Source organism: Streptomyces sp. NPDC031210, assembly GCF_055570395.1.
Genome location: NZ_JBVIHH010000002.1, coordinates 14,607 through 39,737 on the forward strand (window position 1 = coordinate 14,607; position 25,131 = coordinate 39,737).

Sequence of the window (25,131 nt, forward strand, 5' to 3'; positions counted from 1 at the left end):
CTGGGGGCGGGGGCGGCGCGTTGGGCGGCTGACCTCTTTTCCTCTTGGTCCCCCCCCCCCCCCCCCGCCCCACCATCGCGCCTGCGAAAAGCAGGAGTTGAAGCCGTATAGTGTTTGTGCCAGCCGGGGAGTATGTGAGCACGAAACGGCGACATGCCGGGGAGGCGGTCGTATGGCATTGATCGGGCTGGCCGCAGGGGGCTGTTGTCAACCAGCCTTATTTCCAAACTCTGCCCTCGCGGCCGAGTAGTTGACGGGGAGGAACGATGGGGGACAGCTTCGGGCCCGTGCGTGACCACGCGGACGACGACGGAAGCGGTGCCGACGACGGAGCCGGCGAGGGCGTGTCACGCAAGGAACCGATCCGGGTCCTGGTGGTGGATGATCACGCGCTGTTCCGGCGGGGCCTGGAAATCGTTCTGGCCCAGGAGGAGGACATCCAGGTCGTCGGCGAGGCGGGGGACGGCGCGGAGGCGGTCGACAAGGCCGCTGATCTGCTGCCCGACATCGTGCTGATGGACGTCCGGATGCCCAAGCGCGGCGGTATCGAGGCGTGTACCTCCATCAAGGAGGTGGCTCCCAGCGCGAAGATCATCATGCTGACGATCAGCGACGAAGAGGCCGATCTCTACGACGCGATCAAGGCCGGTGCCACGGGTTACCTCCTCAAGGAGATCTCCACCGACGAGGTGGCGACGGCGATCCGCGCCGTCGCGGACGGCCAGTCGCAGATCAGCCCGTCGATGGCGTCCAAGCTGCTGACGGAGTTCAAGTCGATGATCCAGCGGACCGACGAGCGCCGGCTGGTGCCCGCGCCCCGGCTCACCGAACGCGAGCTGGAGGTCCTCAAGCTCGTCGCGACGGGGATGAACAACCGCGATATCGCCAAGGAACTCTTCATCTCCGAGAACACCGTCAAAAACCATGTGCGCAACATCCTGGAGAAGTTGCAACTGCACTCCCGGATGGAAGCGGTGGTCTACGCGATGCGGGAGAAAATCCTCGAAATCCGGTGACCCGGTGACCCGGTGACGCCCTGATCCGGTGATGCGGTGATCCGATTCCGGTTCAGCGCGGATCGGCGGCCAGTTCCGCGCGGAGCGCGGCGGCCAGCTCCCGGTCGTCGCAACGTTCGAGGCGCACGGCGTCGCAGCCGACCCAGGACGCGGCCTCGCGCAGCGCCTGGGCCATGGGGCCGACGGCCTTGCGGTCGCGCATCGAGACCTGGCGGGCGATGAGCGTGCGGCCCTCGCGGGCCGGATCCACCCGGCCCACCAACTGGCCGCCGGCCAGCAGCGGCATCGCGAAGTAGCCGTGTATCCGCTTGGGCCGCGGAACATACGCCTCCAGGCGGTGGGTGAAGCCGAAGATCCGTTCCGTGCGCGGGCGGTCCCAGATCAGCGAGTCGAACGGCGAGAGCAGGGTCGTGCGGTGCCGGCCGCGCGGTGGTGCGGCGAGGGCCGCCGGATCGGCCCAGGCGGGCTTCGCCCAGCCCTCGACCTCGACCGGGACCAGGCCGGAGTCGGCCACCACGGCGTCGACCTGTTCGGCCTTCAGCCGGTGGTAGTCGGCGAGGTCGGCGCGGGTGGCGACGCCCATCGCCGCCCCGGCCTGGGCGACCAGGCGCCGGACGCACTCGGTGTCGTCGAGATCGTCCTTCAGCAGTCGCTCGGGGAGGGCGCGCTCGGCGAGGTCGTACACCCGCTTCCAGCCCCGGCGCTCGGTGCAGACCACCTCGCCGAGCATCAGGGCGCGCTCCACGGCGATCTTCGCCTCGCTCCAGTCCCACCACGGGCCGCCGTTCCTGGCTCCGCCCAGTTCCGTCGCCGTCAGCGGCCCCTCGGCGGTGAGCTGTGCCAGCACCGCGTCGTACGCGGCCGGCGGCAGGTCGTGATGCCAGGTGCGGCGGGCGCGGTAGGCGCGGCGGCGGAAGGCGAAGTGCGGCCACTCCTCGACGGGCAGCACGCAGGCGGCGTGCGACCAGTACTCGAAGCTGTGCGGTGCCGCCGCGGGCCCGCCGGGGGTCCAGTAGGCGGCCTCGACGGCCTGGCGGCCGGTCGCGCCGAGGCGGGCGTAGGGGACCAGTTCGTGGGAGCGGGCGAGGACCGAGATCGTGTCGAGCTGGACCGCGCCGAGGTGCCGCAGCACGCCGCGGACGCCCGCCCGGCGGTCCGGGGCGCCCATCAGGCCCTGCGCCCGCAGCGCCATCCGGCGGGCGTCGTCACGGGAGAGGGCGGTAACGGGCCTGGGCTCCGGGGCTGGCTGCGTCGCGGCGGTCATGCGGCAAAGGGTAGGGGCGGGCACTGACAACAAGGCCCGGAGGCGGGGGCGTCCCCCGTCCCCCGGGGACGCCCCGGGGGACCGTCAGCGGCTTCAGCCCGTGTACGGCAGGTAGGGCGTCGTCTCCCGGACCGGCGCGGAGCCCGGGAAGCCGGCGCCGTCGTGGCCCTCCGGCTCCGCCAGGAGATCGCTCGGGAGCAGCGAGCCGATCCACACGTCACGCCGCGTGCCCTGGTGGAGGAGTTTGGCGCGCAGGGTGCCCTCCATCTGGAAGCCCGCCTTGCGGGCGACGGCGCGCGAGCCCTCGTTGCCGGCCTCCGCGAGCCATTCCATCCGCTCCACGCCCAGGTCGCGGAAGGCCCAGCGCAGCACCGCGCGGGCCGCCTCGACGGTGTAGCCGCGGCCGCGGTGTTCCTTGGCGGTCCAGTAGCCGAGCTCGGCCTGCCGCTCCGGGGTGTGCAGCCGGTCGAGGCGGACCAGGCCCATGGAGCCGACCAGCGCGCCGTCGGCCCGGGAGGTCACGGCGAAGGCGTAGGCCGTGTCCTCGCGCCAGCCCTGCGGGGCGAAGGTGCCGACGAACTGTTCCGCGTCCGTCAGGCCGTACGGCGAGGGGATGCTCGTCCACCGCGGAATGTCGGGTTCCTGACAGGCGGCGTACACCGCGGGGGCGTCGGAAGGCTCGAAAGGGCGCAGAATGAGGCGCTCGGTCGTGAGGGTGACATGCTCCATACAGTGAGTCTGCTGTGGGGCGGGAAAGGCGGCGAAGGGTTTTCGCGGTGATTCCCGGCACCTTCCCGGGACCTCGCGCGTTCACCGGGGGAGGGGATACCGGCCTTCGCGGCGGCGGACCTCCCGGCCGAGACGCGTCCTCCCTTACGATGGCCGTTGCGGCGGGGCCTGCCCCCTTGGAAAAATGCCGCGCCCGCGCACTCGACCGTGCAGGCCCGACCGGCAAGGAGACCAGCCCAAGTGTCCGTCTTCAACAAGCTCATGCGTGCAGGCGAAGGAAAGATCCTGCGCAAACTGCACCGCATCGCGGGCCAGGTCAACTCCATCGAAGAGGACTTCAAGGCCCTCTCCGACGCCGAGCTGCGGGCGCTCACCGATGAGTACAAAGAGCGGTACGCGGACGGTGAGTCCCTGGACGATCTGCTCCCCGAGGCGTTCGCCACGGTTCGTGAGGCGGCCAAGCGCGTGCTCGGCCAGCGCCACTACGACGTCCAGATGATGGGTGGCGCGGCCCTTCACCTCGGGTACGTCGCCGAGATGAAGACCGGTGAGGGCAAGACCCTCGTCGGCACCCTGCCGGCGTATCTCAACGCGCTCTCCGGCAAGGGCGTCCACCTGATCACGGTCAACGACTATCTGGCCGAGCGCGACTCCGAGATGATGGGCCGGGTCCACAAGTTCCTGGGCCTGGAGGTCGGTTGCATCCTCGCCGACATGACGCCGGCCCAGCGCCGCGAGCAGTACGCGTGCGACATCACGTACGGCACGAACAACGAATTCGGTTTCGATTACCTGCGCGACAACATGGCGTGGTCGCAGGACGAACTCGTCCAGCGCGGCCATAACTTCGCGATCGTCGACGAGGTCGACTCCATCCTCGTCGACGAGGCCCGTACGCCGCTGATCATCTCCGGTCCGGCGGACTCGGCCACCAAGTGGTACGGCGACTTCGCGAAGTTGGTGCAGCGCCTCAAGCGGGGCGAGGCCGCCAACCCGCAGCGCGGTATCGAGGAGACCGGCGACTACGACGTCGACGAGAAGAAGCGCACCGTCGGCATCCACGAGTCCGGTGTCAGCAAGGTCGAGGACTGGCTGGGCATCGACAACCTCTACGAGTCGGTGAACACCCCGCTCGTCGGGTACCTCAACAACGCGATCAAGGCCAAGGAGCTGTTCAAGAACGACAAGGACTACGTCGTCATCGACGGCGAAGTCATGATCGTTGACGAGCACACCGGCCGTATCCTCGCCGGCCGCCGCTACAACGAGGGCATGCACCAGGCCATCGAGGCGAAGGAGGGGGTGGAGATCAAGGACGAGAACCAGACGCTCGCCACGATCACCCTCCAGAACTTCTTCCGCCTCTACGACAAGCTCTCCGGCATGACCGGTACGGCCATGACCGAGGCCGCCGAGTTCCACCAGATCTACAAGCTGGGCGTCGTCCCGATCCCGACGAACCGCCCGATGGTCCGCAAGGACCAGCCCGACCTGATCTACCGCACCGAGCCGGCGAAGTTCGACGCGGTGGTCGAGGACATCGTCGAGAAGCACGAAAAGGGCCAGCCGATCCTGGTCGGCACCACCTCGGTCGAGAAGTCCGAGTACCTCTCGCAGCAGCTCAACAAGCGCGGCGTCGTCCACGAGGTGCTCAACGCCAAGCAGCACGACCGTGAGGCGCCGATCATCGCCCAGGCCGGCCGCAAGGGTGCCGTGACGGTCGCCACCAACATGGCCGGCCGTGGTACGGACATCAAGCTCGGCGGCAACCCCGACGACCTCGCCGAGGCGGAGCTGCGCCAGCGCGGCCTGGACCCGGTGGAGCACGTCGAGGAGTGGGCGGCCGCGCTGCCCGCCGCCCTGGAGCGGGCCGAGGCCGCGGTCAAGGCGGAGTTCGAGGAGGTCAAGGAGCTCGGCGGGCTCTACGTCCTGGGCACCGAGCGGCACGAGTCGCGCCGTATCGACAACCAGCTACGCGGTCGTTCCGGCCGTCAGGGTGACCCCGGCGAGTCCCGGTTCTACCTCTCCCTGGGCGATGACCTGATGCGGCTGTTCAAGGCGCAGATGGTCGAGCGGGTCATGTCGATGGCCAACGTTCCCGATGACGTGCCGATCGAGAACAAGATGGTGACGCGGGCCATCGCCTCCGCCCAGTCGCAGGTCGAGCAGCAGAACTTCGAGACGCGTAAGAACGTCCTGAAGTACGACGAGGTGCTCAACCGCCAGCGTGAGGTCATCTACGGCGAGCGCCGCCGGGTCCTGGAGGGCGAGGACCTGCAGGACCAGATCAAGCACTTCATGGAAGACACCATCGACGCCTACATCCAGGCGGAGACGGTCGAGGGCTTCGCCGAGGAGTGGGACCTGGACCGGTTGTGGGGCGCGTTCAAGCAGCTCTACCCGGTGAAGGTGACCATCGAGGAGCTGGAGGAGGAGGCCGGCGACCGGGCCGGCATCACCGCAGAGTTCATCGCCGACGCCGTCAAGGACGACATCCACGAGCAGTACGCCGCCCGCGAGGAGCAGCTCGGCTCGGAGATCATGCGCGAGCTGGAGCGCCGGGTCGTGCTGTCGGTCCTGGACCGCAAGTGGCGCGAGCACCTCTACGAGATGGACTACCTCCAGGAGGGCATCGGCCTGCGGGCGATGGCCCAGAAGGACCCGCTGGTGGAGTACCAGCGCGAGGGCTTCGACATGTTCACCGCCATGATGGAGGGCATCAAGGAGGAGTCCGTCGGCTACCTGTTCAACCTGGAGGTCCAGGTGGAGCAGCAGGTCGAGGAGGTTCCGGTGCCGGACGTGGTGGAGCCGACGTCGCTGGAGAAGGGCGCGCCGGACGTCGTCGCGGCCGGTGCGGGCCGTCCCGAGATCCATGCCAAGGGCCTGGAGGCGCCGCAGCGCCCGGACCGGCTGCACTTCTCCGCGCCCACGGTCGACGGTGAGGGCGGCGTCATCGAGGGTGACTTCACCAACGACGAGGACGGCGATTCCCCGGCCCGCTCCGAGTCGGACGGCCTGACCCGCGCCGAGCGGCGTAAGGCCCAGAAGAGCGGCGGGCGCCGGCGCCGGAAGTGAGCCGCGCGCGATGAGCGGTGAGTAGGTGCGTGACCCGGGCGCGGTGTGCCCGGGTCACGCGGTGGAGGCGTCCCGGCCGGGCATCGGCCGGGGCGCCTTTCGCCGTTCTCCGGCGGCGGCTATGGCGCGGGAACGGCCGGTGCGGGGGATTGCGGGCCGAGGTCGAGGGCGGCGCAGCGCCAGCGGGCGTCGGGGCCGAGTTCCAGGCGGAAGGCCAGGGCGCGCAGGCGTTCGCCGGCTGTGACCCGGGCGAACGCCTCGATGACGCCGCTGCGGGGCCGGCACAGTCCGCAGCCGCGGAGGATCGGGGCCGACGCCCGGACGCCCGGCCCGGGGACGGGCCGCAGCGGCGCCTGCGGTGCCAGCTCCACCAGGCGGTCGTACGCGGCGGGCAGGGAGTGGCCCAGCAGGGCGTGTACGGGCCGCTGGCCGCTGAGGGTGAGCAGGAGCTGATGGGCGAACCACACATGCGGGCGGCGCTCCTGTGCGCGTCGCTGGGCGCCGACGGTCGGCCGGGCGACGCCGGGTGCCGGGGCGGCGCCGGCGGGCGCCCGGCGGCGGCTCACGGCGGCTGCGAGGGCCGCCGAGCGTTCCGGGCCCGGCCGGTCGAGCGTCCGGGCCGAGGGGGCGGGGCCGGTGGGCGCGGGCGGGGCGGTGACGGGCCGGCCCTGGGGCGGGGTGCCGGGCAGGGGCCTGCCGGGGGTGGAGCGGGTGGTGGGGGAGGGGGCGCCGGGGCGGGTGCGGGCGGCGGGGCGGTTGCCCGCGGAGGCGGGGCCGGAGCCGGGTCCGGAGCCGGGGCCGGGGCCTGAGCGGGAGCGGGAGCGGCGGCTGGAGGCGGAGCCGCGATCGGTGGGGTACGGGCCCTGGCCAGTACCGGTGGGGTACGGGCCCTGGCCGCTGCCGGTGGCGGCATCGGGGGACGTGGCGGTGTGGCGGACGCTCCCGGGCTCAGCCGTTCCGGGGCGGGGTGAAGGCATCGCAGGAAGCGTGGGAGGAGCGGTGAGGCGCTGGTCTGCGGGCGCCCGCCTCGGCTGCGGGACGGTGGGCGTGAGGACGGGGGGCTTCGTGGGGTCCGTGGCACCGGTGGGGTGCGTGGAACCGATGGGATCCGTGGCCCCGGTGTGGACCGTGGTTTCTGTGGCGTCCGTGCTCCCGGTGGGATCCGGGAAGCGGGCGAAGTGGGCGTGGGGTGCGTCGGGCGTGGCCGGTGTGGCGGTGTTCGGCATGTGGGTCCCCCGTCGGGCCGGGCCCGGAGTGATTACCGGACGGTAGCTTTCGGTGGGAGATCTCTATCGGCGGGGCGCGGACGGCAGCAAGGCGGGCCGGGGCGGGGGCGGGGCGTGCGGGGAGTTCACCCGTCCGTGGCGCGGGCCCGGGAACAGGGCGTGGAAGAGGGCCGGGTGATCTTCGGCGCCGGGTGGCGCGGACGCGGTGGGGACGCTCCGATGGGGGACTGTCGCCCGTATGCTGGCCGGGCGTTCTTCCACGTCGAGCGAAGCGAGCGAAAGCGACTGCCATGCGCCTCTATATCCCCCTGACCCTCCCCGGTCTCGCAGAGGCGCACAAGAGCGGCGAGCTGGGTCCCGGCCCCCTGGACGCGTACGCCGTCACGCCCGCACTGCGCGAGTGGTACGTCTCGGACGACATCGAGGAGCTGGAGTACGCGGCGCTGAACCGCGCGGCGGCGGCCTCCCTGCGCCTGCTCGCCGGTAATCCGCAGGTGGCGCGGCGGCGGGTCGTGGTGGCCGTGGAGGTGCCGGACGGTGCCGCGGTGTCGGACCCCGACCAGGGGCTGGACCCGTCGTCGCTGGGCGAGGTGCGGGTGGCCGGGCCGGTGCCGCTGGCGAAGGCCGCGGCGGTGCACGTCGACGCCGACGACGCGGAGGCGGACGTCGCCGCGGCGGCCGCCGCGCTCGGCGCCGCCGACCAGGGCGATGCCGACGCCCAGTTCACGGTGGACGGCGCGGAGGACCACGACCTGATGTGGTTCGGGGTGCAGGAGATCCCCCACCTGCTCGGCTGAGCGCGGCTGGAACCCTTGGCCCGACCGGTTGACCGGTTGACCGGGGCGGGCCCCTCGGCGTTGTCAGTGGCCGCGGGTACGGTTTTTGCAGGGCCGGCGGACGGGAGCCGGGACCGGAGCCGTAGGGGGGCGCATGGAGAGCCGCAGGGAACACCGGATGGAGCAGCACACCGCGCATATCGTCTGGGACTGGAACGGCACCCTGTTCCACGACATCGACGCGGTCATCGGAGCGACCAATTCCGCGTTCGCGGAGATCGGCCTGGCGCCGATCACGCTGGAGCGCTACCGCGAGCTGTACTGCGTGCCCGTGCCGCGGTTCTACGAGCGGCTGATGGGGCGGCTGCCGTCGGACGACGAGTGGCTGGCGATGGACGCGGCCTTCCACCGGCACTACACCCGGCACCGGGTGGGCTGCGGGCTGGCCGAGGGCGTCGAGCTGCTGCTGGAGACGTGGCAGGCGGCCGGTCACAGCCAGTCGCTTCTGAGCATGTACGGGCACGACGAGCTGGTGCCGCTCGTGCGGGGCTTCGGGATCGCGTCGCGGTTCGTCCGGGTGGACGGCAGGACCGGGCCGTCCGGGGGCTCGAAGGGCGCGCACATGGTGCGGCATCTCAAGGCGCTGGTGCGCGTCGATCCCGGGCGGACGGTCGTGATCGGTGACGCCGTGGACGACGCTGTGGCGGCGCGGGAGGCGGGAGCGCGTGCGGTGCTCTACACCGGCGGGTCGCACAGCCGGAGCAGTCTGGCGGCCGCCGGGGTGCCTGTGGTGGACACCCTCGCCGAGGCGGTCGAGGTGGCGGAGGAGATAAGCCGGCGGGCCGCCTAGCCGCGATCGGCGGGCGCCTGGTACGGACCATGGGGGCCGAGGCATACGCCACCCCGGTGAGGCGTTGTCCGGAGGGGATAAGTTCGGGCCAGGGATTTGTACACACGTGGCCCATGACGGCACCCGTGCGGGGAGAGATAGCCTTGCACCGTGATCAGCGCGATAACCCGCGGGGGCATCGAGGCCCCTGCCCCGCGCCCGGGACACCACGGTGCCCGGGCGATCGCTGGTCTTCGCGGCCGGGACAGCGGGTCGGTTCTGCCCAGGGCAACCGATGACCGCACGGCCCTTTCTCATCGCGGCACACCGTCGACAGCGACCGGAAACCCCGCGTCGCCGAAGCGTTGCGCCGCTTCCACGGAGATCTTCCACAACGTCACGCAACGGCGCGCGACAGGAGCCAGAGGACATGCAGACCAAGCTGGACGAAGCCAAGACCGAGCTGCTCGCCAGGGCCGCCCGGGTCGTTGAGAACAACCCGGCCGGGGGGGCGACCCCGGTACGCGGCCTCGACCCGGACACCCTCACGGGATACCTCCAGCGCTACTACCTGCACACCGCCCCCGAGGACCTCGTCGGCCGCGATCCGGTCGACGTGTTCGGTGCCGCGCTCTCCCACTACCGCCTCGCGGAGGAGCGTCCGCAGGGCACGGCGAACGTCCGGGTGCACACGCCCACGGTCGAGGAGAACGGCTGGACGTGCAGCCACTCCGTCGTGGAGGTCGTCACCGACGACATGCCGTTCCTGGTCGACTCGGTCACCAATGAGCTCTCCCGGCAGGGGCGCGGCATCCATGTCGTGATCCACCCGCAGATCATCGTCCGCCGCGATGTGACCGGAAAGCTCATCGAGGTCTTCGACTCGAGCTGCGACGCGCACGGCAGCACCGGCAAGGGCAAGGCCACCGAGCTGCCGCACGACGCGGTGACCGAGTCCTGGATCCATGTGGAGATCGACCGCGAGACCGACCGGGAGGACCTCAAGCAGATCACCGCCGATCTCCGCCGGGTGCTCTCCGACGTCCGCGAGGCCGTCGAGGACTGGGAGAAGATGCGCGCCGGCGCGCTGCGCATCGCCGACGAGCTGCCCTCCGAACCGACCGCCGGCGACCTGCGCGACCAGGAGATCGACGAGGCCCGCGAGCTGCTGCGGTGGCTGGCCGCCGATCACTTCACCTTCCTCGGGTACCGCGAGTACGAGCTGGTCAGCGCGCCCGGTGAGGGCGGCGCCGAGGAGGACGTGCTGGCCGCCGTGCCGGGCACCGGCCTGGGCATCCTGCGCGCCGACCCGCCGCACAGCGAGGGCGACGAGGGCCACCCGGTCTCCCCGTCCTTCAACCGGCTGCCCGCGGACGCCCGCGCCAAGGCCCGTGAGCACAAGCTGCTGATCCTGACCAAGGCCAACAGCCGCGCCACCGTCCACCGCCCGTCCTACCTCGACTACGTCGGGGTCAAGAAGTTCGACGCCGACGGCAACGTCATCGGCGAGCGCCGCTTCCTGGGCCTGTTCTCCTCGGCCGCGTACACGGAGTCCGTGCGCCGTGTCCCCGTCATCCGCCGTAAGGTCGCCGAGGTCCTGGAGGGCGCGGGCTTCACCCCGAACAGCCACGACGGCCGCGACCTGATGCAGATCCTGGAGACGTACCCGCGCGACGAGCTGTTCCAGACGCCGGTCGACCAACTGCGTGCCATTGCCACCAGCGTGCTCTACCTCCAAGAGCGCCGCCGGCTGCGGCTCTACCTCCGCCAGGACGAGTACGGCCGCTACTACTCCGCGCTGGTCTACCTTCCGCGCGACCGCTACACCACCGCCGTCCGGCTGCGCCTGATCGACATCCTCAAGGAGGAGCTGGGCGGCACCAACGTCGACTTCACGGCCTGGAACACCGAGTCGATCCTCTCCCGCCTGCACTTCGTCATCCGCGTCGAGCCCGGCGCGTCCCTGCCCAACCTCACGGACGAGGACGTCGAGCGGATCGAGGCGCGGCTGGTGGAGGCCGCCCGTTCCTGGGAGGACGGCTTCTCCGAGGCGCTGACCGCCGAGGTCGGCGAGGAGCGCGCCGCGGAGCTGACGCGCCGCTACACCCGGGCCTTCCCCGAGGGCTACAAGGCCGACAACTCCCCGCGCAGCGCGGTCGCCGACCTCCAGCACCTGGAGCAGCTCACCGGCGCCCCGGGCCACGACTTCGCCGTCAGCCTCTACGAGCCGGTCGGCGCGGGCCCCGGCGAGCGCCGTTTCAAGATCTACCGCAGGGGCGAGCCGGTCTCGCTGTCCAAGGTGCTGCCGGGCCTGAACCGCCTGGGCGTCGAGGTCATCGACGAGCGCCCGCACGAGCTGCGCTGCGCCGACGCCACCGTCGCCTGGGTCTACGACTTCGGGCTGCGGATGCCCGAGCACGTCAAGGGCGACGACGCCCGCGAGCGGTTCCAGGACGCGTTCACCGCGGTGTGGACGGGCGCGGCCGAGAGCGACAACTTCAACAAGCTGGTGCTGCGGGCCGGTCTCCACTGGCGCCAGGCGATGGTGCTGCGCGCGTACGCCAAGTACCTGCGCCAGGCCGGCTCCACGTTCTCGCAGACGTACATGGAGGACACCCTCTCCAACAACGTCCACACCACCCGGCTGCTGGTCTCGCTCTTCGAGGCGCGCATGTCGCCGGAGCGGCAGCGGGCCGGCACGGAGCTGACCGACGGGCTGCTGGAGGAGCTGGACGGCGCCCTCGACCAGGTCGCCTCCCTGGACGAGGACCGGATCCTGCGGGCCTTCCTGACGGTCATCAAGGCGACGCTGCGCACCAACCACTACCAGACCGACGGCCAGGGCCGCCCGCACTCCTACCTGTCCATCAAGCTGGACCCGCAGGCCATCCCCGACCTGCCGGCGCCCCGCCCGGCGTACGAGATCTGGGTGTACTCCCCGCGCGTCGAGGGTGTCCACCTGCGGTTCGGCAAGGTCGCGCGCGGTGGTCTGCGCTGGTCCGACCGCCGGGAGGACTTCCGTACGGAGATCCTCGGCCTGGTCAAGGCGCAGATGGTCAAGAACACCGTCATCGTGCCGGTCGGCGCGAAGGGCGGCTTCGTCGGCAAGCGGCTGCCGGATCCGGCGCAGGACCGGGACGCGTGGCTGGCCGAGGGCATCGCCAGCTACAAGACCTTCATCTCCGGTCTGCTGGACATCACCGACAACCTCGTCGGCGGCGAGGTCGTGCACCCCAAGAACGTCGTGCGGCACGACGAGGACGACACCTACCTGGTCGTCGCCGCCGACAAGGGCACCGCGACGTTCTCCGACATCGCCAACGAGGTCGCCGAGTCCTACGGCTTCTGGCTCGGTGACGCCTTCGCCTCCGGCGGCAGCGCCGGCTACGACCACAAGGGCATGGGCATCACCGCCCGCGGTGCCTGGGAGTCGGTCAAGCGGCACTTCCGCGAGCTGGGCGTCAACACCCAGACCGACGACTTCACCGTTGTGGGCGTCGGCGACATGTCCGGTGACGTCTTCGGCAACGGCATGCTGCTCAGTGAGCACATCCGCCTGGTGGCCGCGTTCGACCACCGGCACATCTTCATCGACCCCGACCCGGACGCGGCCGTCTCCTACGCCGAGCGCCGCCGGCTGTTCGAACTGCCCCGCTCCTCATGGGCCGACTACAACACCGAGCTGCTCTCGCAGGGCGGCGGCATCCACCCGCGCTCGGCGAAGTCCATCCCGGTCAGCGCGCAGGTGCGGGCCGCCCTGGGCATCGAGTCGGGCGTGAAGAAGATGACGCCCGCCGATCTGATGCGGGCCATCCTCCAGGCGCCGGTCGACCTGCTGTGGAACGGCGGCATCGGCACGTATGTGAAGGCCGCGCCGGAGACGCACGCCGATGTGGGCGACAAGGCCAACGACCCGATCCGGGTCAACGGCGAGGACCTGCGGGTCAAGGTCGTCGGCGAGGGCGGCAACCTGGGCCTGACCCAGCTCGGCCGGATCGAGTTCGCCATGGCCGGCGGGAAGATCAACACCGACGCGATCGACAACAGCGCCGGCGTGGACACCTCCGACCACGAGGTGAACATCAAGATCCTGCTCAACGGCGTGGTCGCCGACGGCGACATGACGGTCAAGCAGCGCAACAAGCTGCTCGCCGAGATGACCGACGAGGTCGGCGCGCTGGTGCTGCGCAACAACTACGCGCAGAACACCGCGCTGTCGCTGGCGCTCGCCCAGTCCTCCAGCATGCTGCACGCCCAGCAGCGCTTCATGCGCCGCCTGGAGCGGGATGGTTACCTCGACCGGGCGCTGGAGTTCCTGCCCACCGACCGGCAGATCCGCGAGCGGCTGAACGCCGGGCGCGGCCTGACCCAGCCCGAGACCGCGGTGCTCCTGGCCTACACCAAGATCACCGTCGCCGACGAGCTGATCGGGACGGGCCTGCCGGACGATCCCTACCTCCAGCGGCTGCTGCACGCCTACTTCCCGTCGCAACTGCGCGAGGGCTTCGCCGAGCAGATCGACGGCCACGCGCTGCGCCGCGAGATCGTCACGACGGTGCTGGTCAACGACACCGTCAACACCGGTGGTACGAGCTTCCTGCACCGCATGCGGGAGGAGACCGGCGCGTCCTTGGAGGAGGTCGTGCGGGCGCACACCGCGGCGCGGGCGATCTTCGGCCTGGGCCAGGTGTGGGACGACGTCGAGGCGCTCGACAACACGGTGGCCGCGCAGGTCCAGACCCGCATCCGGCTGCACTCGCGCCGGCTGGTCGAGCGGGGCACCCGCTGGCTGCTCAACAACCGTCCGCAGCCGCTGGAGCTGTCGCAGACCATCGACTTCTTCGGCGACCGGGTCGCCGGGGTCTGGGCGGCGCTGCCCAAGCTGCTCCAGGGCAGCGACCTGGAGTGGCACCGCGCGATCCTGGCGGAGCTGACCGAGGCGGGGGTGCCGGAGGCGCTGGCCGTCCGGGTCGCCGGCTTCTCCTCGGTCTTCCCGGCGCTGGACATCGTCGCCGTCGCGGACCGCCTGGGCAAGGAGCCGCTGGATGTCGCCGAGGTCTACTACGACCTGGGCGACCGGCTGCGGATCAACCAACTCCTCGACCGCATCCTGGAGTTGCCGCGCAACGACCGCTGGCAGTCGATGGCCCGCGCCTCGATCCGCGAGGACCTCTTCGCGGCGCACGCGGCGCTGACCGCCGACGTGCTGACGGTGGGCAACGGCTCCTCGACGCCCGAGCAGCGGTTCACGGCATGGGAGGAGGCCAACGCGCCGATCCTCAACCGGGCCCGCGCCACGCTGGAGGAGATCCACCGGTCGGAGGGCTTCGACCTGGCGAACCTCTCGGTGGCCATGCGGACGATGCGTACGCTGCTGCGCGCGCACAGCTAACGGGGCCGGACCCCGGCCCGGGTCCGCACATGACGGCTGTCCGCCGTCATGTGCGGGCCTCGTAGGCCCGCACGACCTCCTCGGTCGGGCCGTCCATGATCAGCTCGCCCTTCTCCAGCCACAGCACGCGGTCGCAGGTCTCGCGGATGGACTTGTTGTTGTGGCTGACCAGGAAGACCGTGCCGGCCTCGGCGCGCAGTTCGCGCAGGCGCGCCTCGGAGCGTTTCTGGAAGGCGCGGTCGCCGGTGGCCAGCGCCTCGTCGATCATCAGCACGTCGTGTTTCCGGGCGGCGGCGAGAGAGAACCGCAGGCGGGCCGCCATGCCGGAGGAGTAGGTGCGCATCGGCAGGGAGACGAAGTCGCCCTTGTCGTCGATGCCGGAGAAGTCGACGATGCCGTCGTAGCGGGCGCGGACCTCTTCGCGGCTCATGCCCATGGCCAGGCCGCCCAGGAGGATGTTCTTGCGGCCGGTCAGGTCGTTCATCATCGCGGCGTTGACGCCCAGCAGTGAGGGCCGGCCGCGGGTGTAGACGCGGCCGCTCGCGGGCGGCAGCAGGCCGGCGAGGGCGCGCAGCAGTGTGGACTTGCCCGACCCGTTGGAGCCGATCAGGCCGATCGCCTCGCCTTCGCGGGCGGTGAAGGTGACGCCCTTGACGGCGTGCACCTCGCGGGTGCCGGCCGAGGTGGTGCGGCGCACGATCCGGTTCAGGGCGGAGGTGGCGCCGCCCCGGCCGCCGCCCGCGCCGTGCACCCGGTAGACCAGGTGGACGTTGTCGGCGATGACGGTGGGGACGCGCTCGGTGGTGTCAGCCACGGCCGTACTCCTCCTCGGCCCGGTGGAAATAGAGGTATCCGGCGGCGCCCGACAGCAGGGCCCAGCCCAGGGCCATCGGCCACACGTGCGGGGGCAGGCCGTCGGCCCGTACGGAGTCGATCAGGGCGTAGCGCATCAGGTCGATGTAGAGCAGGGCCGGGTTGGCGTCCAGGAGTACGGCGACCAGGTGCGGGGCGTCGCGGGTGAAGACCGACAGGTCGTAGAAGACGCCCGAGACGTACATCCAGGTGCGCAGCACGAACGGCATGAGCTGGGCGGTGTCGGTACTGCGCGCGCCGATGCGCGCCACGGCCATCGCCAGGCCGGCGTTGAAGACCGACTGGAGCAGCAGGGCGGGGACCGCCAGCAGCCAGTGCCAGGTCAGCGGCACCCCGCAGAGCAGCACGATGGCGGCGAGCACACCCATGGAGAACAGCAACTGCTGGAGCTGGATGAGGGTGTACGCCAGGGGCAGGCAGGCGCGCGGGAAGTGCAGCGCGCGCACCAGGCCGAGGTTGCCCGACAGGGCGCGGATGCCGGTCAGGACCGTGGACTGGGTGAAGGTGAAGACGAAGATGCCGGTGCACAGGAACGGCACGAAGTCGTCGATGCCGCGGTCGGTGTGCAGCAGCAGGCCGAAGATGACGTAGTAGACGCCCGCGTTGAGCAGCGGCGTCAGCACCTGCCAGAGCTGGCCGAGCCGGGCGGTGGTGTACGTCGCGGTGAGCCGGGCGGTGGCGAAGGCGCCGATGAAGTGGCGGCGGGCCCATAGGCGGCGGGTGTAGTCGGCGAGCGGGGGGCGGGCGCCGCTCACGCTCAGGCCGTGGCGTTCGGCCAGGGCGCGCAGGTCAGGGTCGGGGGCGGTGCGGGGCAGGGGAGTCCGGGCGGGTGCGGGGGCGGGCCGGGCGAGGGTCTGGGGCATGGGGGCCGCTTTCGTACGTGACGGCGTCGACGGCGTCGGGCGGTGACCGGTGGAGGAGGGAGCACGACGGGACGGGGAACACGACAGAACGAGGTATACGACGGAACGGGTCCGTATCGTCGCGACGTCGACAGTAGGGGCTCCCGACGTCGATACGCAACCGTTGCGTCGTGACGCTATGCTCACGCCATGGCAAAAGACGGCAGCGAGAACGACCCCGCGGCGACGCGCCGGGCACCGGCCGGCGCCGCCGTCCTGCGGGAGGACAAGACCGCCGCGATCCGCGCCGCGGTCTTCGAGGAACTGGCCGCGGTGGGCTTCGCCCGGATGTCGATCGAGGGCATCGCGCGGCGGGCGGGCGTCGGCAAGACCGCCGTCTACCGGCGGTGGCGCTCCAAGCTGCACCTCGTCCTCGACGTCGTCTCCGCGGTGGCCGAGGCCGGGATGCCGACCCCCGACACCGGCTCGCTGCGCGGCGACGTACGGATGCTGCTGGAGGTCGCGGCCCGCGCGCTGCGGCACCCGATGGCCGCGCAGATCATTCCCGACCTGCTGGCCGAGGCGGCGCGCAGCCCGGAGCTGGCGCAGGCGCTCAAGACCGCGCTGCACGACAGCCAGGAGGGTGTGGCGTCGGCGATGCTGGCGCGGGCGGCCGAGCGCGGCGAGATCCTGGCCGGTGCCGACAGCCGGCTGGCGCTGGACCTGCTGGCCGGGCCGCTGTACTGGCGGATGCTGGTCGTCCGCGACGAGCCGCCGGCGGACTATCTGGACGAGCTGTCGGCGGCCGTGGTCGGCGCGCTCGGCGGGCGCTGAGCGGCCCGGCCGGCGCGCGGACGGTGACAGAGGTGCCGCGGCGGATCATCCGCCCCGGCACCCCTGTCGTCCTGTGTGCGGGTGTCAGCCCGCGAGCCCGATGTCCGAAGGCTCCTCGTCCGGGCTCGCCTCGCGTTGCGCGGGCAGCCGGAGCGCCCCGGCCGCGGCGGCCGCCGCGCGCGGGGACGGCGCGGGGGTGCGCTCGGCCGGCGGCAGCGGGGCCGGGGCGAGCTCCTGGCCGAGGAAGACGCGGCGCACCACGCGCTCGGCGGCGTGCCCGTCGTCCCACTGGCAGAAGCGGTCGCGGAAGGCGGCGCGCCGCGCGGTGGCCCGGTCGTCGTCCCAACCGCCGTCGCGGAACGCCTCGATCAGCTCGTCCTCGGTGGTGGCGATGACGCCCGGAGTGTCGCCCGGCCTGCCGGAGAGCAGGTCGAAGGTCACGCCCCGGGAGCGGACGTAGGTGTCCCAGTCGTCGGCGTAGTTGATGATCGGCCGGTCGAGGTTGGCGTAGTCGAACATGATCGACGAGTAGTCCGTGACCAGCGCGTCGGCGGCCAGGCACAGCTCCTCGACGACCGGGTGGCCCGAGACGTCGATCAGCGCGCCGCGCTCCTGGAGCTCCTGGAGGCCGGGGTCCTGGTCGTAGAAGTAGTGGGTGCGCACCAGCAGGACGTAGTCCTCGCCCAGTTCGCGGGAGATCTTCTCCAGGTCCAGGCGCGGGACGTAGCCGACCTGGTAGTCGCGCATCGTCGGCGCGTACAGGACGGCGGTCTTGCCGGGGGCGATGCCCAGGCGCTGCCGGATCTCCAGGACGTCCGCCGCGGTGGCGCGGTAGTAGACGTCGTTGCGGGGGTAGCCGGCGTCCAGCGACTGGAAGTCGCACGGGTAGACGCGCTCCCACTGCTCGGTGGTGTGCTGGTTGGAGGAGAGCGAGTAGTCCCAGCGGTCCGCGCGCGCCAGCAGCTTGCGGAAGCTCATGCCCTTGGCGGCGGCCGGATAGCGCTTCTGGTCGGTGCCCATCGACTTCAGCGGGGTGCCGTGGTGGGTCTGGAGGTGGATCTGCCCCTCGCGCTTGACCACGCCGTCCGCGAAGTTGACGTTGTTGACGAGGTACTTGGCGCGGGCCATGACCTCCCAGTAGCGCGGTGAGTTCACCACGACGTGGTCGATGCCGGCCGGGAGCTCGTCGGCCACCGACTGCTTGACGACCCAGACGCCGTGGACCTGGGGCGCGAGCTCCTTGGCCTTCTCGTAGACCGCGAGCGGGTTGCAGGCGGGCAGGCGGTTCCAGTACGCGGAGTAGACCGCGAGGTTCTCGTCCAGCGGCTGGCGCAGCAGGGCCTGGTAGCGCAGGTCCATCGCCTTGCGCTTGGCCTGCCTGACCCGCTTGGTGGCGTGCTTGCGCACCGTCCGCTGAACCTTGCCGGCGACCTTGAGGCCGGCCAGCGCCGGGTAGGCGTCCTTGGCGAGCAGGGCGTACTTGCCGCCGGCCACGCCGGCCGGCCGCACGAAGCCGGGCGGCAGCAGCCGGCGGTAGTCGCGGGCGGCGCGGTGGAAGAACTCGGCCTGGGCGTTGTGCGGCAGGCGGCCGGGCTTGTCCAGGACGGTCAGGTAGTGGTCGATCATCTTGCGGAACATCTGCGGGCGCCAGCGCGCGAGTTCGGGGTGCGCGTCGAGGTGGGCGAAGACCCGGGCGTACTGGTCGAAGACGTCGAAGTGCTTGCGGCTGGTGGTGCGCAGGATGTTGCCGCCCTGGCGGCGCTGGCGGTAGTGCAGCAGGACCCGGTCCAGGACCGCGATGCGCTCGGCGGTGATCAGCGTGCAGAACGTCCAGGGGGCGTCCTCGTAGTAGCCGACGGGGAAGCGGAAACCGTGCTCCTCGACGAAGTCGCGGCGGTATGCCTTGTTCCAGACGATCTGGAGGAGGTCCAGGAGCTCGGGGCGGTCGGCGAGGGGGAAGGCCGGGGCGCCGGACTCGTCGAGGAGGCCGGCGAGCAGGTTGCGCCGGACGGAGCCGTCCCAGTAGGTCCGCGCGTAGTCGAAGATCAGGATCTCGGGGTCCTCGGTGGCGGCCAGCCGCTCGGCAAGGGCGGCGAGCGCGCCGGGCACGAGGGTGTCGTCGCTGTCGAGGAAGAGGACGTAGTCGCCGCGGACCTTCTCCAGGCCGGCGTTGCGGGCCAGGCCCAGGCCGACGTTCTCCGGGAGGTGCAGCACCTGGACGCGGTCGTCACGGGCGGCGTACTCGTCCAGGATGGCGCCGCTGCGGTCGGGCGAGCAGTCGTCCACCGCGATCAGCTCGAAGTCCGTGAAGTCCTGCTCCAGCACCGAGTCCAGGCATTCGCGCAGGAAGCCCTGCACTTTGAACACGGGGACGATGACGCTGAAGCGGGGTACGGCGTCGGTGCCTATCTCGGCCATGCGGTGCTACTCCTCGTGACGAGCTGAGTACAGAACGCAAAAAAACCCCAAAGGGGCTCGTTCCTTGTCAAGTGTCTGACTCGTGTTCATCCGAAAAGGTTGTGGTTGTTCACTTGAATGTTCCACAGCTCTTCTTGGCATAGTCCCCCGAATGGGGGCGTTCCGGGTGAGCGGGAGCCGCTGTGTCACCAAATACTGAAGATTGACTCGATATCGGCTGGACGGGGGCCGCCGAGCGCCACAGAGGAGACGACCCCCCAGTGCCCGCCCGACCGCCCCGCCTCTCCCGCCGCCGGCTGCTCAAGGCCACCGGCGGCGGACTGGTCGCGGCCTCGCTCGGCGGGGGCATCTGGACCTGGCTCTCCCCGGAGGACGGGGGCGCCGCCCGTCCGGCGGAACCCGCCGCCCCCACGGGACCGCTGGTGGCCGCGGCGGACCAGTCGTTCCTGCACGTCATCGCGCACGCCGACGACGCCCTGTACTTCATGAACCCCGACCTGGAGCAGTCCATCCGCTGCGGCGCCCGCTCGGTGACGGTCTGCCTGACCGGCGGCGAATCCGACGGCCACAACGTCGGCCGGGACACCCGCGACCCCGACAGCGTCCCCCAGGACCGCGCCGCCTTCTCCCGCGCCCGCGCCAACGGCCTGCGCGCCGCGCACGCCGTCATGGCCACCGGCGACCCCGACAGTCCGTGGCACGTGGCGGCCCTCTCCCTGGTCCCCGGCTTCCAGGTGGAGATCCAGACCCTGCGGGCCGCACCGCGCAACCAGCTCATCTTCATGGAGCTGGTCGAGGCCAGGTCCGTCTCGGAGGCCCGCGCGACCAGCCTGCGCGGCCTGTGGCTCGGCGTGGCCGACACCCTGCCCACCCTGCGCCCCGCCGGAACGCCCGTGCGGGGGCAGTACCGCTACACCCGCGACCAGGTCATCGAGACCCTGGTGGCGGTGCTGGAGCGGGTCCGGCCCACGGTCGTGCGGACCCTGGACCCGAACGCGGTGCACATCCCCGGCCGGCCGTGGACCGCCACCGACCCCCGGCTGGCCGGTCCCGTCTACCACGACCACCAGGACCACACCGCCTCCGCCTACTTCGCGCAGGCCGCCCTGGCCCGCTACTGGCGGCGGCGCGGGCCCCGCCGCCCCGCCCTCGTCGAGAGCTACCTCGGCTACGAGGCCGGCGTCCTGCCCCACAACATCGATCTCCAGGCCGGCCGCCGCAAGAGCGCGCTGCTGAGCGTCTACGGCTGGGCCGACGGCCGCCCGTGCGCCGATCCGGCGGGCTGCGGCGACCGCAAGGTGGGCGGCTCGGCGTTCACCGCCTCGCGCGACTGGACCCTCAGCACCCGGCTGCGCGCCCCCGGCTCCAACTGCTGGGTCCTGCCCACCGCCGACGGCCGGCTCGCCGCCTTCGCGGTCATGGACGGCAGGGCGCACTGCTGGACCGAGACCGCCCCCGGCAGCGGCCGCTTCGCCGGCCCGGCCGCCCTCGGCGGTGACCTGCTGGACAGCCAGATCCAGGCGGTACGGCGCCCCGACGGCACCCTCCGGCTCTTCGCCTGCCGCACCGTCCTGCCCGGCCCCGGCGCCGCCCACCACCGCGAGGTGCTGACCGCGGCCCAGCGCGGCACCGGCCGGGGCGGGGCGCCGGCCTTCGCGCCCTGGCAGTCGCTGGGCACCCCGGACCCCGACCCGGTCCGGTCGCTGGAGACCGGCTTCCCGGCGGCGGTGGCCACCGGCGACGGCGCGGCACACGTCTTCGTACGGACCTGGGACGGCGGCATCGCCCACCGCCGGGGGACGGGCGACGGGCCATGGTCGCCGTGGGAGGTGCTGGAGGGCCCGGTCGGCGCCCTGAACACCTCACCGCGGGTGGTCGACGGGCTGGACGCCTGCGTGGACTCCGACGGGCTGATCCACCTCGTCGCCCCCAGCGGGAAAACGGTGCTGCACTGGGTGTCCAAGGAGCCCGGCGGAGTGCCGCGGCCGGCTGCCGCCACCGGGTTGCCCGAGGCGGCCGGGCCGGTCAGCGCCGTCGCGCTGGACAACGGCGTCGTACGGATCGCCTACCGGCTGTCGGTCACCGCCCAGGTGATGGTCGCCGAGCGGCAGAAGGCGATCGGGGGCTGGCGGGTGGCGGGGCGCTGCGACCCGGTCGGCGGCCACGGGCGGGTCGCGGCGGCCCGCGCCGACCGCGGCGACCGGATGGTGATCGCGGCGCGGGACCAGGCGGGCGAGGTGCGCGCCGCGCTGGTCCAGGACACGCCGGGGCCCTGGCAGACGGGCCGGGTGGCGCACTCGGCGGCGGCCGCGGTGGCCCGGGACGTCCACGGCCGGGCGGTCGTCGTGGCACTCGGCAACGACGGCCGGCTGTACGCGTCCCGGCAGCGGGGAGCGGAGCGGACCGCACCGTTCGGCGCCTGGCGGGCCCGAACCGGCGGGCGCCGGGCCGTCGGGGCCTGATTTGGGGGGCGCTGCTCGCGGCGTTGGGCTCCACTGCTGCATACGCCGGCGGATCCACAAGCACCAAGCTGAGCAATGGCACGCTTTCCTTCGAGGCTCATAACGGGCGTGAGATAGGTCAGTCTTCTTCGAAGATCTACTTCGGTGAGAAGTACAAGAAGACCAGCGGGGGCTCCGTGTACGCGCAGTTGAGGGTCAGCTTCGAACGAGCCCTCTACAAGGACAAGGTGAAGCTCGTCAAGAAGGGGCAGAGCATTTCCTACTCGGGGAGCGCCCCCGTAAGTTACGCTACAGATTGCAGCGCCATAGGTGTCATGTCGGCGGATGGCGCGTATTTCGAGACGCCTTCGATCACGCACCTTTGCTGAAACGCCCTCCCCTTCCGCCTTCTTGAAAGATATACCTGGTGATTGAAGCATCTATCGGCGCGCTGCCCGGCCTGATACCGGCATTTCTCTTCATCGTAGTGATGCTGGGCATTCCGTCAGTTATGGTGGCGAAGGCCAAGGGCGGGAGCATCGGCATTTCGCTGCTGTTCGCGGCGGCTCTGGCCGGCGTGGTTGCCGTAACGCTTATGCCAGGTGGAGGAGGTTCAGGGCAGGCCGGAATTTGTGATGCCGGCCTGCCCGCGCAGGAGCTTATGGTCTCCGAGTCGGCGCGTCTTAACGTGCTGCTGTTTGTCCCTGTGAGCTGTCTCGCGGTACTCCTCTTCCGGCGGCCGGTCTTGGCTCTTTCTGGAATGTTGATGTTGACGTGTGGCGTCGAGCTGATCCAATCGTGGACAGATCTGGGGCGCGCGTGTAGCTACGACGACATCAGGGCGAACGCACTCGGTGGCCTTCTCGGCGTCTTCCTCGGGGTCGTGATCTTCTGGGTTCAGAAGCGACAGTCGCCTTTCACGCGCGCTGATGCCCTGTGGGGTACCTGCACCGGTGCGGTAGGGGTCCTCATCCTTACGGCATCGTTCGCTTTTACTGTCGATCCTGTTCACCAAGAGGCGAAGTCCCAGCGCATGCGCGCAACCATGAAGGAAACGGAAAAACAGGACGCGTGGCTGCAAAAGACGGTGGACGACCTGTACGGAAAGGGAACGCAGGTCACGCAGTCCACCAGCGAAAAGTTGAACGGCGGGCGGTGGCGCCTCAAGGCAGAAACAGCGCGTGGAGACGTTACTGTCCTGTGGCCGGAACGAAAGCTCGAAGGTTTCACTTCGAAGATGGCTACAGGCGACCACGCTTCACTTTCCGCAGATGAGGTACGGGCGGTTGGTGATCGATTCGCTGACAAATGGTTTCCCGACGACGTGGCCGGCGCCAAGGTCACCTACAGAACTCTTCATGGGGAGAAAGGGCCGCACATACTGGTTTACCGCCGTTACGTGGACAGGGTGATGATGCCAATGCGACTGGACATGACTGTCTCGTCTGCTGGTCGCATCACGGGTGTGGCTGCGCGAAGCATCCCCGATCCGAAACTCCAGAAGGCCACCGTAACGAAGGCTGTAGCGACGAAGCAGGCTGAACGCGTTGCGGGAGACGCGGATGCGGTTCCTGTCAAGCTGCTCGCCCAACGGGTCAACCACTCTTGGCGACCTGTATGGATGGTTTCCCTGGTGCGGGGTCCGGAGCGAAAAGTGGAGTCAACGGTCTTCATCGACGCTGTAACGGGTGGCGAAGTGACGCCAGAACCCGTCGGAGATGATGACTTGCAGAGCTGACCATGCCTTCCGTGGCACGGAGGCGAATGCATCCGCCACGAATCTACGTCCGCCACGAATCCCGATACTCCGCCCGCGGACTCTCGGCCTGTCGTATCTCCCTCCGACCAACCTGCTCCACACCGACATGATCGGCAAGGCTGAACGGAGCCCTACTGGACGAGCGAGTCCGAAGTGCCGCCCGCCCCGGAGACCGGGTCGGCCGGATGGGTGGCGGGGGAGCCGTCCGGGGAGGGGCCCGGCGTCGTGTGGTGGTGCCGGGAAGGAAGCAGGATCCGTCCGGCGACCAGATAGGTGACCGGCAGGGCCGCGAGGGCCGCCGCCAGCGGCGCCACCGCGCTGTCCATCCCCCACCAGCTCACCAGCGCGACCAGACCCGCGCTCTGCGCCGCGTAGTTGGTGACCTGCGTCAGCGGGAAGAGCAGAAACTTTCGCCACGTCGGGCGGGTGCGGTAGGTGAAGTGGGTGTTGAGGAAGAAGGAGCCCGTCAGGCTCAGCAGGAAGCCGGCGGTGTAGGCCGCGAAGTACGGCAGTACGCGGTGCAGCGGCAGATAACAGGCGTAGAACGTCAGGGTGTTGACGCAGCCGACCACGGCGAAGCGCAGCAGGCGGCTCCAGCGTCCGCCCTGCGCGGCACCGGGCATCAGCGGGCCCGGTAGGCGCCGGCGGCGGGACGCGGGGGGTGTGCGGCGCTCGTGGGCCGGATGCGGGCGGTGGTGGCGGGCTCCTTGGCGGCGGCGGGCGCCGCGCGGCCGGCCTCCTTGAGCAGGTAGTGGGGCCGGCGTTTGGACTCGTAGTAGATCCGTCCGATGTACTCGCCGATCAGTCCGAGCATCACCATCTGGAGGCCGCCCAGGCCCACGATGATGGCGACCAGGGTGACGTAGCCGGGCGCGGTGACCCCGCCGACGGCGGCGGCGCCGACGATCCACAGGGTGTAGAGCGCGGCGAGCCCGGCCAGGCTCAGACCGGCGTAGATCGCCACGCGCAGGGGGCGGCAGTTGAAGGAGATCATGCCGTCGATGCCGTAGTTGATCAGCGAGCCGAAGCGCCACTTGGTCTGCCCGGCCTCCCGGGCGGCGTTGCGGTAGTCGAAGGTGACGGTGTCGAAGCCGATCCAGGAGAACAGGCCCTTGGAGAAGCGGTTGTACTCCGGCAGGGATATCAGCGCGTCCACGGCCCTGCGCGACAGCAGCCGGAAGTCGCCCACGCCGTCGGTGAGTTCGACGTCCACCCAGGTGTTGACGGCGCGGTAGTACAGCCGGCTCAGCGCGGTGCGCACCCGTTTGTCGCCGTCCCGGCTGCGTTTGGCGATGACCTGGTCGTGGCCGAGCTGGTAGAGGTCGAGCATTCTTTCGATCAGCTCGGGCGGGTGCTGGAGATCGGCGTCCATGAGGATCACCGCGTCGCCGGTGGATTCCCGCAGGCCGGCCAGCATCGCGGCCTCCTTGCCGAAGTTGCGGCTGAAGGAGAGGAAGCGGGTGGTGCCGGGGTGCCGCTGGGTGAGGCCGCGCAGGGTGCGCAGGGTGCCGTCGGTGCTGCCGTCGTCCACGTACCAGAGCTCGTATTCGACGACGAGCCCGTCCAGTGCGGCGCGGAGCGTGTCGTCGAAGCGGCCTATGACGGCTTCTTCGTTAAAGCAGGGAACGACGAGGGAGAGCTTCATTCAGCAGTCCTT

Annotated in this window: 16 protein-coding genes; 8 read left to right on the forward strand and 8 right to left on the reverse strand. The window is 70.8% G+C overall.

Annotated elements, in window-relative coordinates:
* Positions 1-266: 266 nt before the first annotated feature.
* On the forward strand, positions 267-1,016 hold the full coding sequence (locus ACZ45Z_RS03890; RefSeq protein WP_468355633.1) for a response regulator: 750 nt from the start codon (positions 267-269) through the stop codon (positions 1,014-1,016).
* A gap of 52 nt (positions 1,017-1,068) precedes the next feature.
* Here the strand turns inward: ACZ45Z_RS03890 and ACZ45Z_RS03895 are convergent, their stop codons facing one another.
* Positions 1,069-2,280 (reverse strand): winged helix-turn-helix domain-containing protein, encoded by a 1,212-nt coding sequence (locus ACZ45Z_RS03895; RefSeq protein WP_468355636.1) that lies wholly within the window; start codon positions 2,278-2,280, stop codon positions 1,069-1,071.
* 93 nt (positions 2,281-2,373) lie between these two features.
* Complete coding sequence (locus tag ACZ45Z_RS03900) at positions 2,374-3,009, reverse strand: GNAT family N-acetyltransferase (RefSeq protein WP_468355639.1); 636 nt, start codon at positions 3,007-3,009, stop codon at positions 2,374-2,376.
* A gap of 240 nt (positions 3,010-3,249) precedes the next feature.
* Here ACZ45Z_RS03900 and secA point away from each other — a divergent pair, with 240 nt between their 5' ends.
* Complete coding sequence (gene secA / locus ACZ45Z_RS03905) at positions 3,250-6,084, forward strand: preprotein translocase subunit SecA (RefSeq protein ID WP_468355642.1); 2,835 nt, start codon at positions 3,250-3,252, stop codon at positions 6,082-6,084.
* Between the two features lie 119 nt (positions 6,085-6,203).
* Here the strand turns inward: secA and ACZ45Z_RS03910 are convergent, their stop codons facing one another.
* Positions 6,204-7,061 (reverse strand): Rv3235 family protein, encoded by an 858-nt coding sequence (locus ACZ45Z_RS03910; protein ID WP_468355645.1) that lies wholly within the window; start codon positions 7,059-7,061, stop codon positions 6,204-6,206.
* Positions 7,062-7,600: 539 nt separating this feature from the next.
* Here ACZ45Z_RS03910 and ACZ45Z_RS03915 point away from each other — a divergent pair.
* The 3 genes from ACZ45Z_RS03915 (at position 7,601) to ACZ45Z_RS03925 (ending at position 14,307) form a co-directional block, all read left to right on the forward strand.
* The gene (locus tag ACZ45Z_RS03915) at positions 7,601-8,107 is read left to right on the forward strand and encodes a DUF6912 family protein (protein WP_468355648.1); all 507 of its coding nucleotides are present in this window, start codon (positions 7,601-7,603) and stop codon (positions 8,105-8,107) included.
* Positions 8,108-8,264: 157 nt separating this feature from the next.
* Positions 8,265-8,936, forward strand: a complete 672-nt coding sequence (locus tag ACZ45Z_RS03920) for an HAD family hydrolase (RefSeq protein WP_468355651.1) — start codon at positions 8,265-8,267, stop codon at positions 8,934-8,936.
* 409 nt (positions 8,937-9,345) lie between these two features.
* Entirely contained in the window at positions 9,346-14,307 is a 4,962-nt protein-coding gene (locus ACZ45Z_RS03925) for an NAD-glutamate dehydrogenase (RefSeq protein ID WP_468355654.1), read from the forward strand.
* A 46-nt stretch (positions 14,308-14,353) separates the two neighbouring features.
* Here ACZ45Z_RS03925 and ACZ45Z_RS03930 read toward each other — a convergent pair whose 3' ends face one another.
* Both ACZ45Z_RS03930 and ACZ45Z_RS03935 read right to left on the reverse strand, forming a co-directional pair.
* Positions 14,354-15,121, reverse strand: a complete 768-nt coding sequence (locus ACZ45Z_RS03930; protein ID WP_468355657.1) for an ABC transporter ATP-binding protein — start codon at positions 15,119-15,121, stop codon at positions 14,354-14,356.
* Complete coding sequence (locus ACZ45Z_RS03935) at positions 15,114-16,043, reverse strand: ABC transporter permease (RefSeq protein WP_468355661.1); 930 nt, start codon at positions 16,041-16,043, stop codon at positions 15,114-15,116. The genes ACZ45Z_RS03930 and ACZ45Z_RS03935 overlap by 8 nt, the downstream gene beginning before the upstream one ends.
* 189 nt (positions 16,044-16,232) lie before the next feature.
* On the opposite strand from ACZ45Z_RS03935, the gene ACZ45Z_RS03940 reads away from it, so the two are divergent.
* Positions 16,233-16,856: a TetR/AcrR family transcriptional regulator gene (locus tag ACZ45Z_RS03940; protein WP_468355664.1), complete on the forward strand. Its 624-nt coding sequence runs from the start codon at positions 16,233-16,235 to the stop codon at positions 16,854-16,856.
* 84 nt (positions 16,857-16,940) lie between these two features.
* On the opposite strand, the gene ACZ45Z_RS03945 is transcribed toward ACZ45Z_RS03940, so the two are convergent.
* Positions 16,941-19,274 (reverse strand): bifunctional glycosyltransferase/CDP-glycerol:glycerophosphate glycerophosphotransferase, encoded by a 2,334-nt coding sequence (locus ACZ45Z_RS03945; RefSeq protein ID WP_468355667.1) that lies wholly within the window; start codon positions 19,272-19,274, stop codon positions 16,941-16,943.
* Positions 19,275-19,534: 260 nt separating this feature from the next.
* On the opposite strand from ACZ45Z_RS03945, the gene ACZ45Z_RS03950 reads away from it, so the two are divergent.
* Both ACZ45Z_RS03950 and ACZ45Z_RS03955 read left to right on the forward strand, forming a co-directional pair.
* Positions 19,535-21,736, forward strand: a complete 2,202-nt coding sequence (locus tag ACZ45Z_RS03950) for a PIG-L family deacetylase (protein WP_468355670.1) — start codon at positions 19,535-19,537, stop codon at positions 21,734-21,736.
* 406 nt (positions 21,737-22,142) lie between these two features.
* The gene (locus ACZ45Z_RS03955) at positions 22,143-23,453 is read left to right on the forward strand and encodes a VanZ family protein (RefSeq protein ID WP_468355673.1); all 1,311 of its coding nucleotides are present in this window, start codon (positions 22,143-22,145) and stop codon (positions 23,451-23,453) included.
* A 152-nt stretch (positions 23,454-23,605) separates the two neighbouring features.
* On the opposite strand, the gene ACZ45Z_RS03960 is transcribed toward ACZ45Z_RS03955, so the two are convergent.
* Both ACZ45Z_RS03960 and ACZ45Z_RS03965 read right to left on the reverse strand, forming a co-directional pair.
* A complete protein-coding gene (locus ACZ45Z_RS03960; RefSeq protein WP_468355676.1) occupies positions 23,606-24,097 on the reverse strand; it encodes a GtrA family protein in 492 nt (163 codons plus the stop codon).
* Positions 24,097-25,119 carry a glycosyltransferase family 2 protein gene (locus ACZ45Z_RS03965; RefSeq protein ID WP_468355679.1) on the reverse strand — a complete coding sequence of 341 codons (1,023 nt, stop codon included), beginning with the start codon at positions 25,117-25,119 and terminating at the stop codon, positions 24,097-24,099. The genes ACZ45Z_RS03960 and ACZ45Z_RS03965 overlap by 1 nt, the downstream gene beginning before the upstream one ends.
* Between the last annotated feature and the right edge of the window lie 12 nt (positions 25,120-25,131).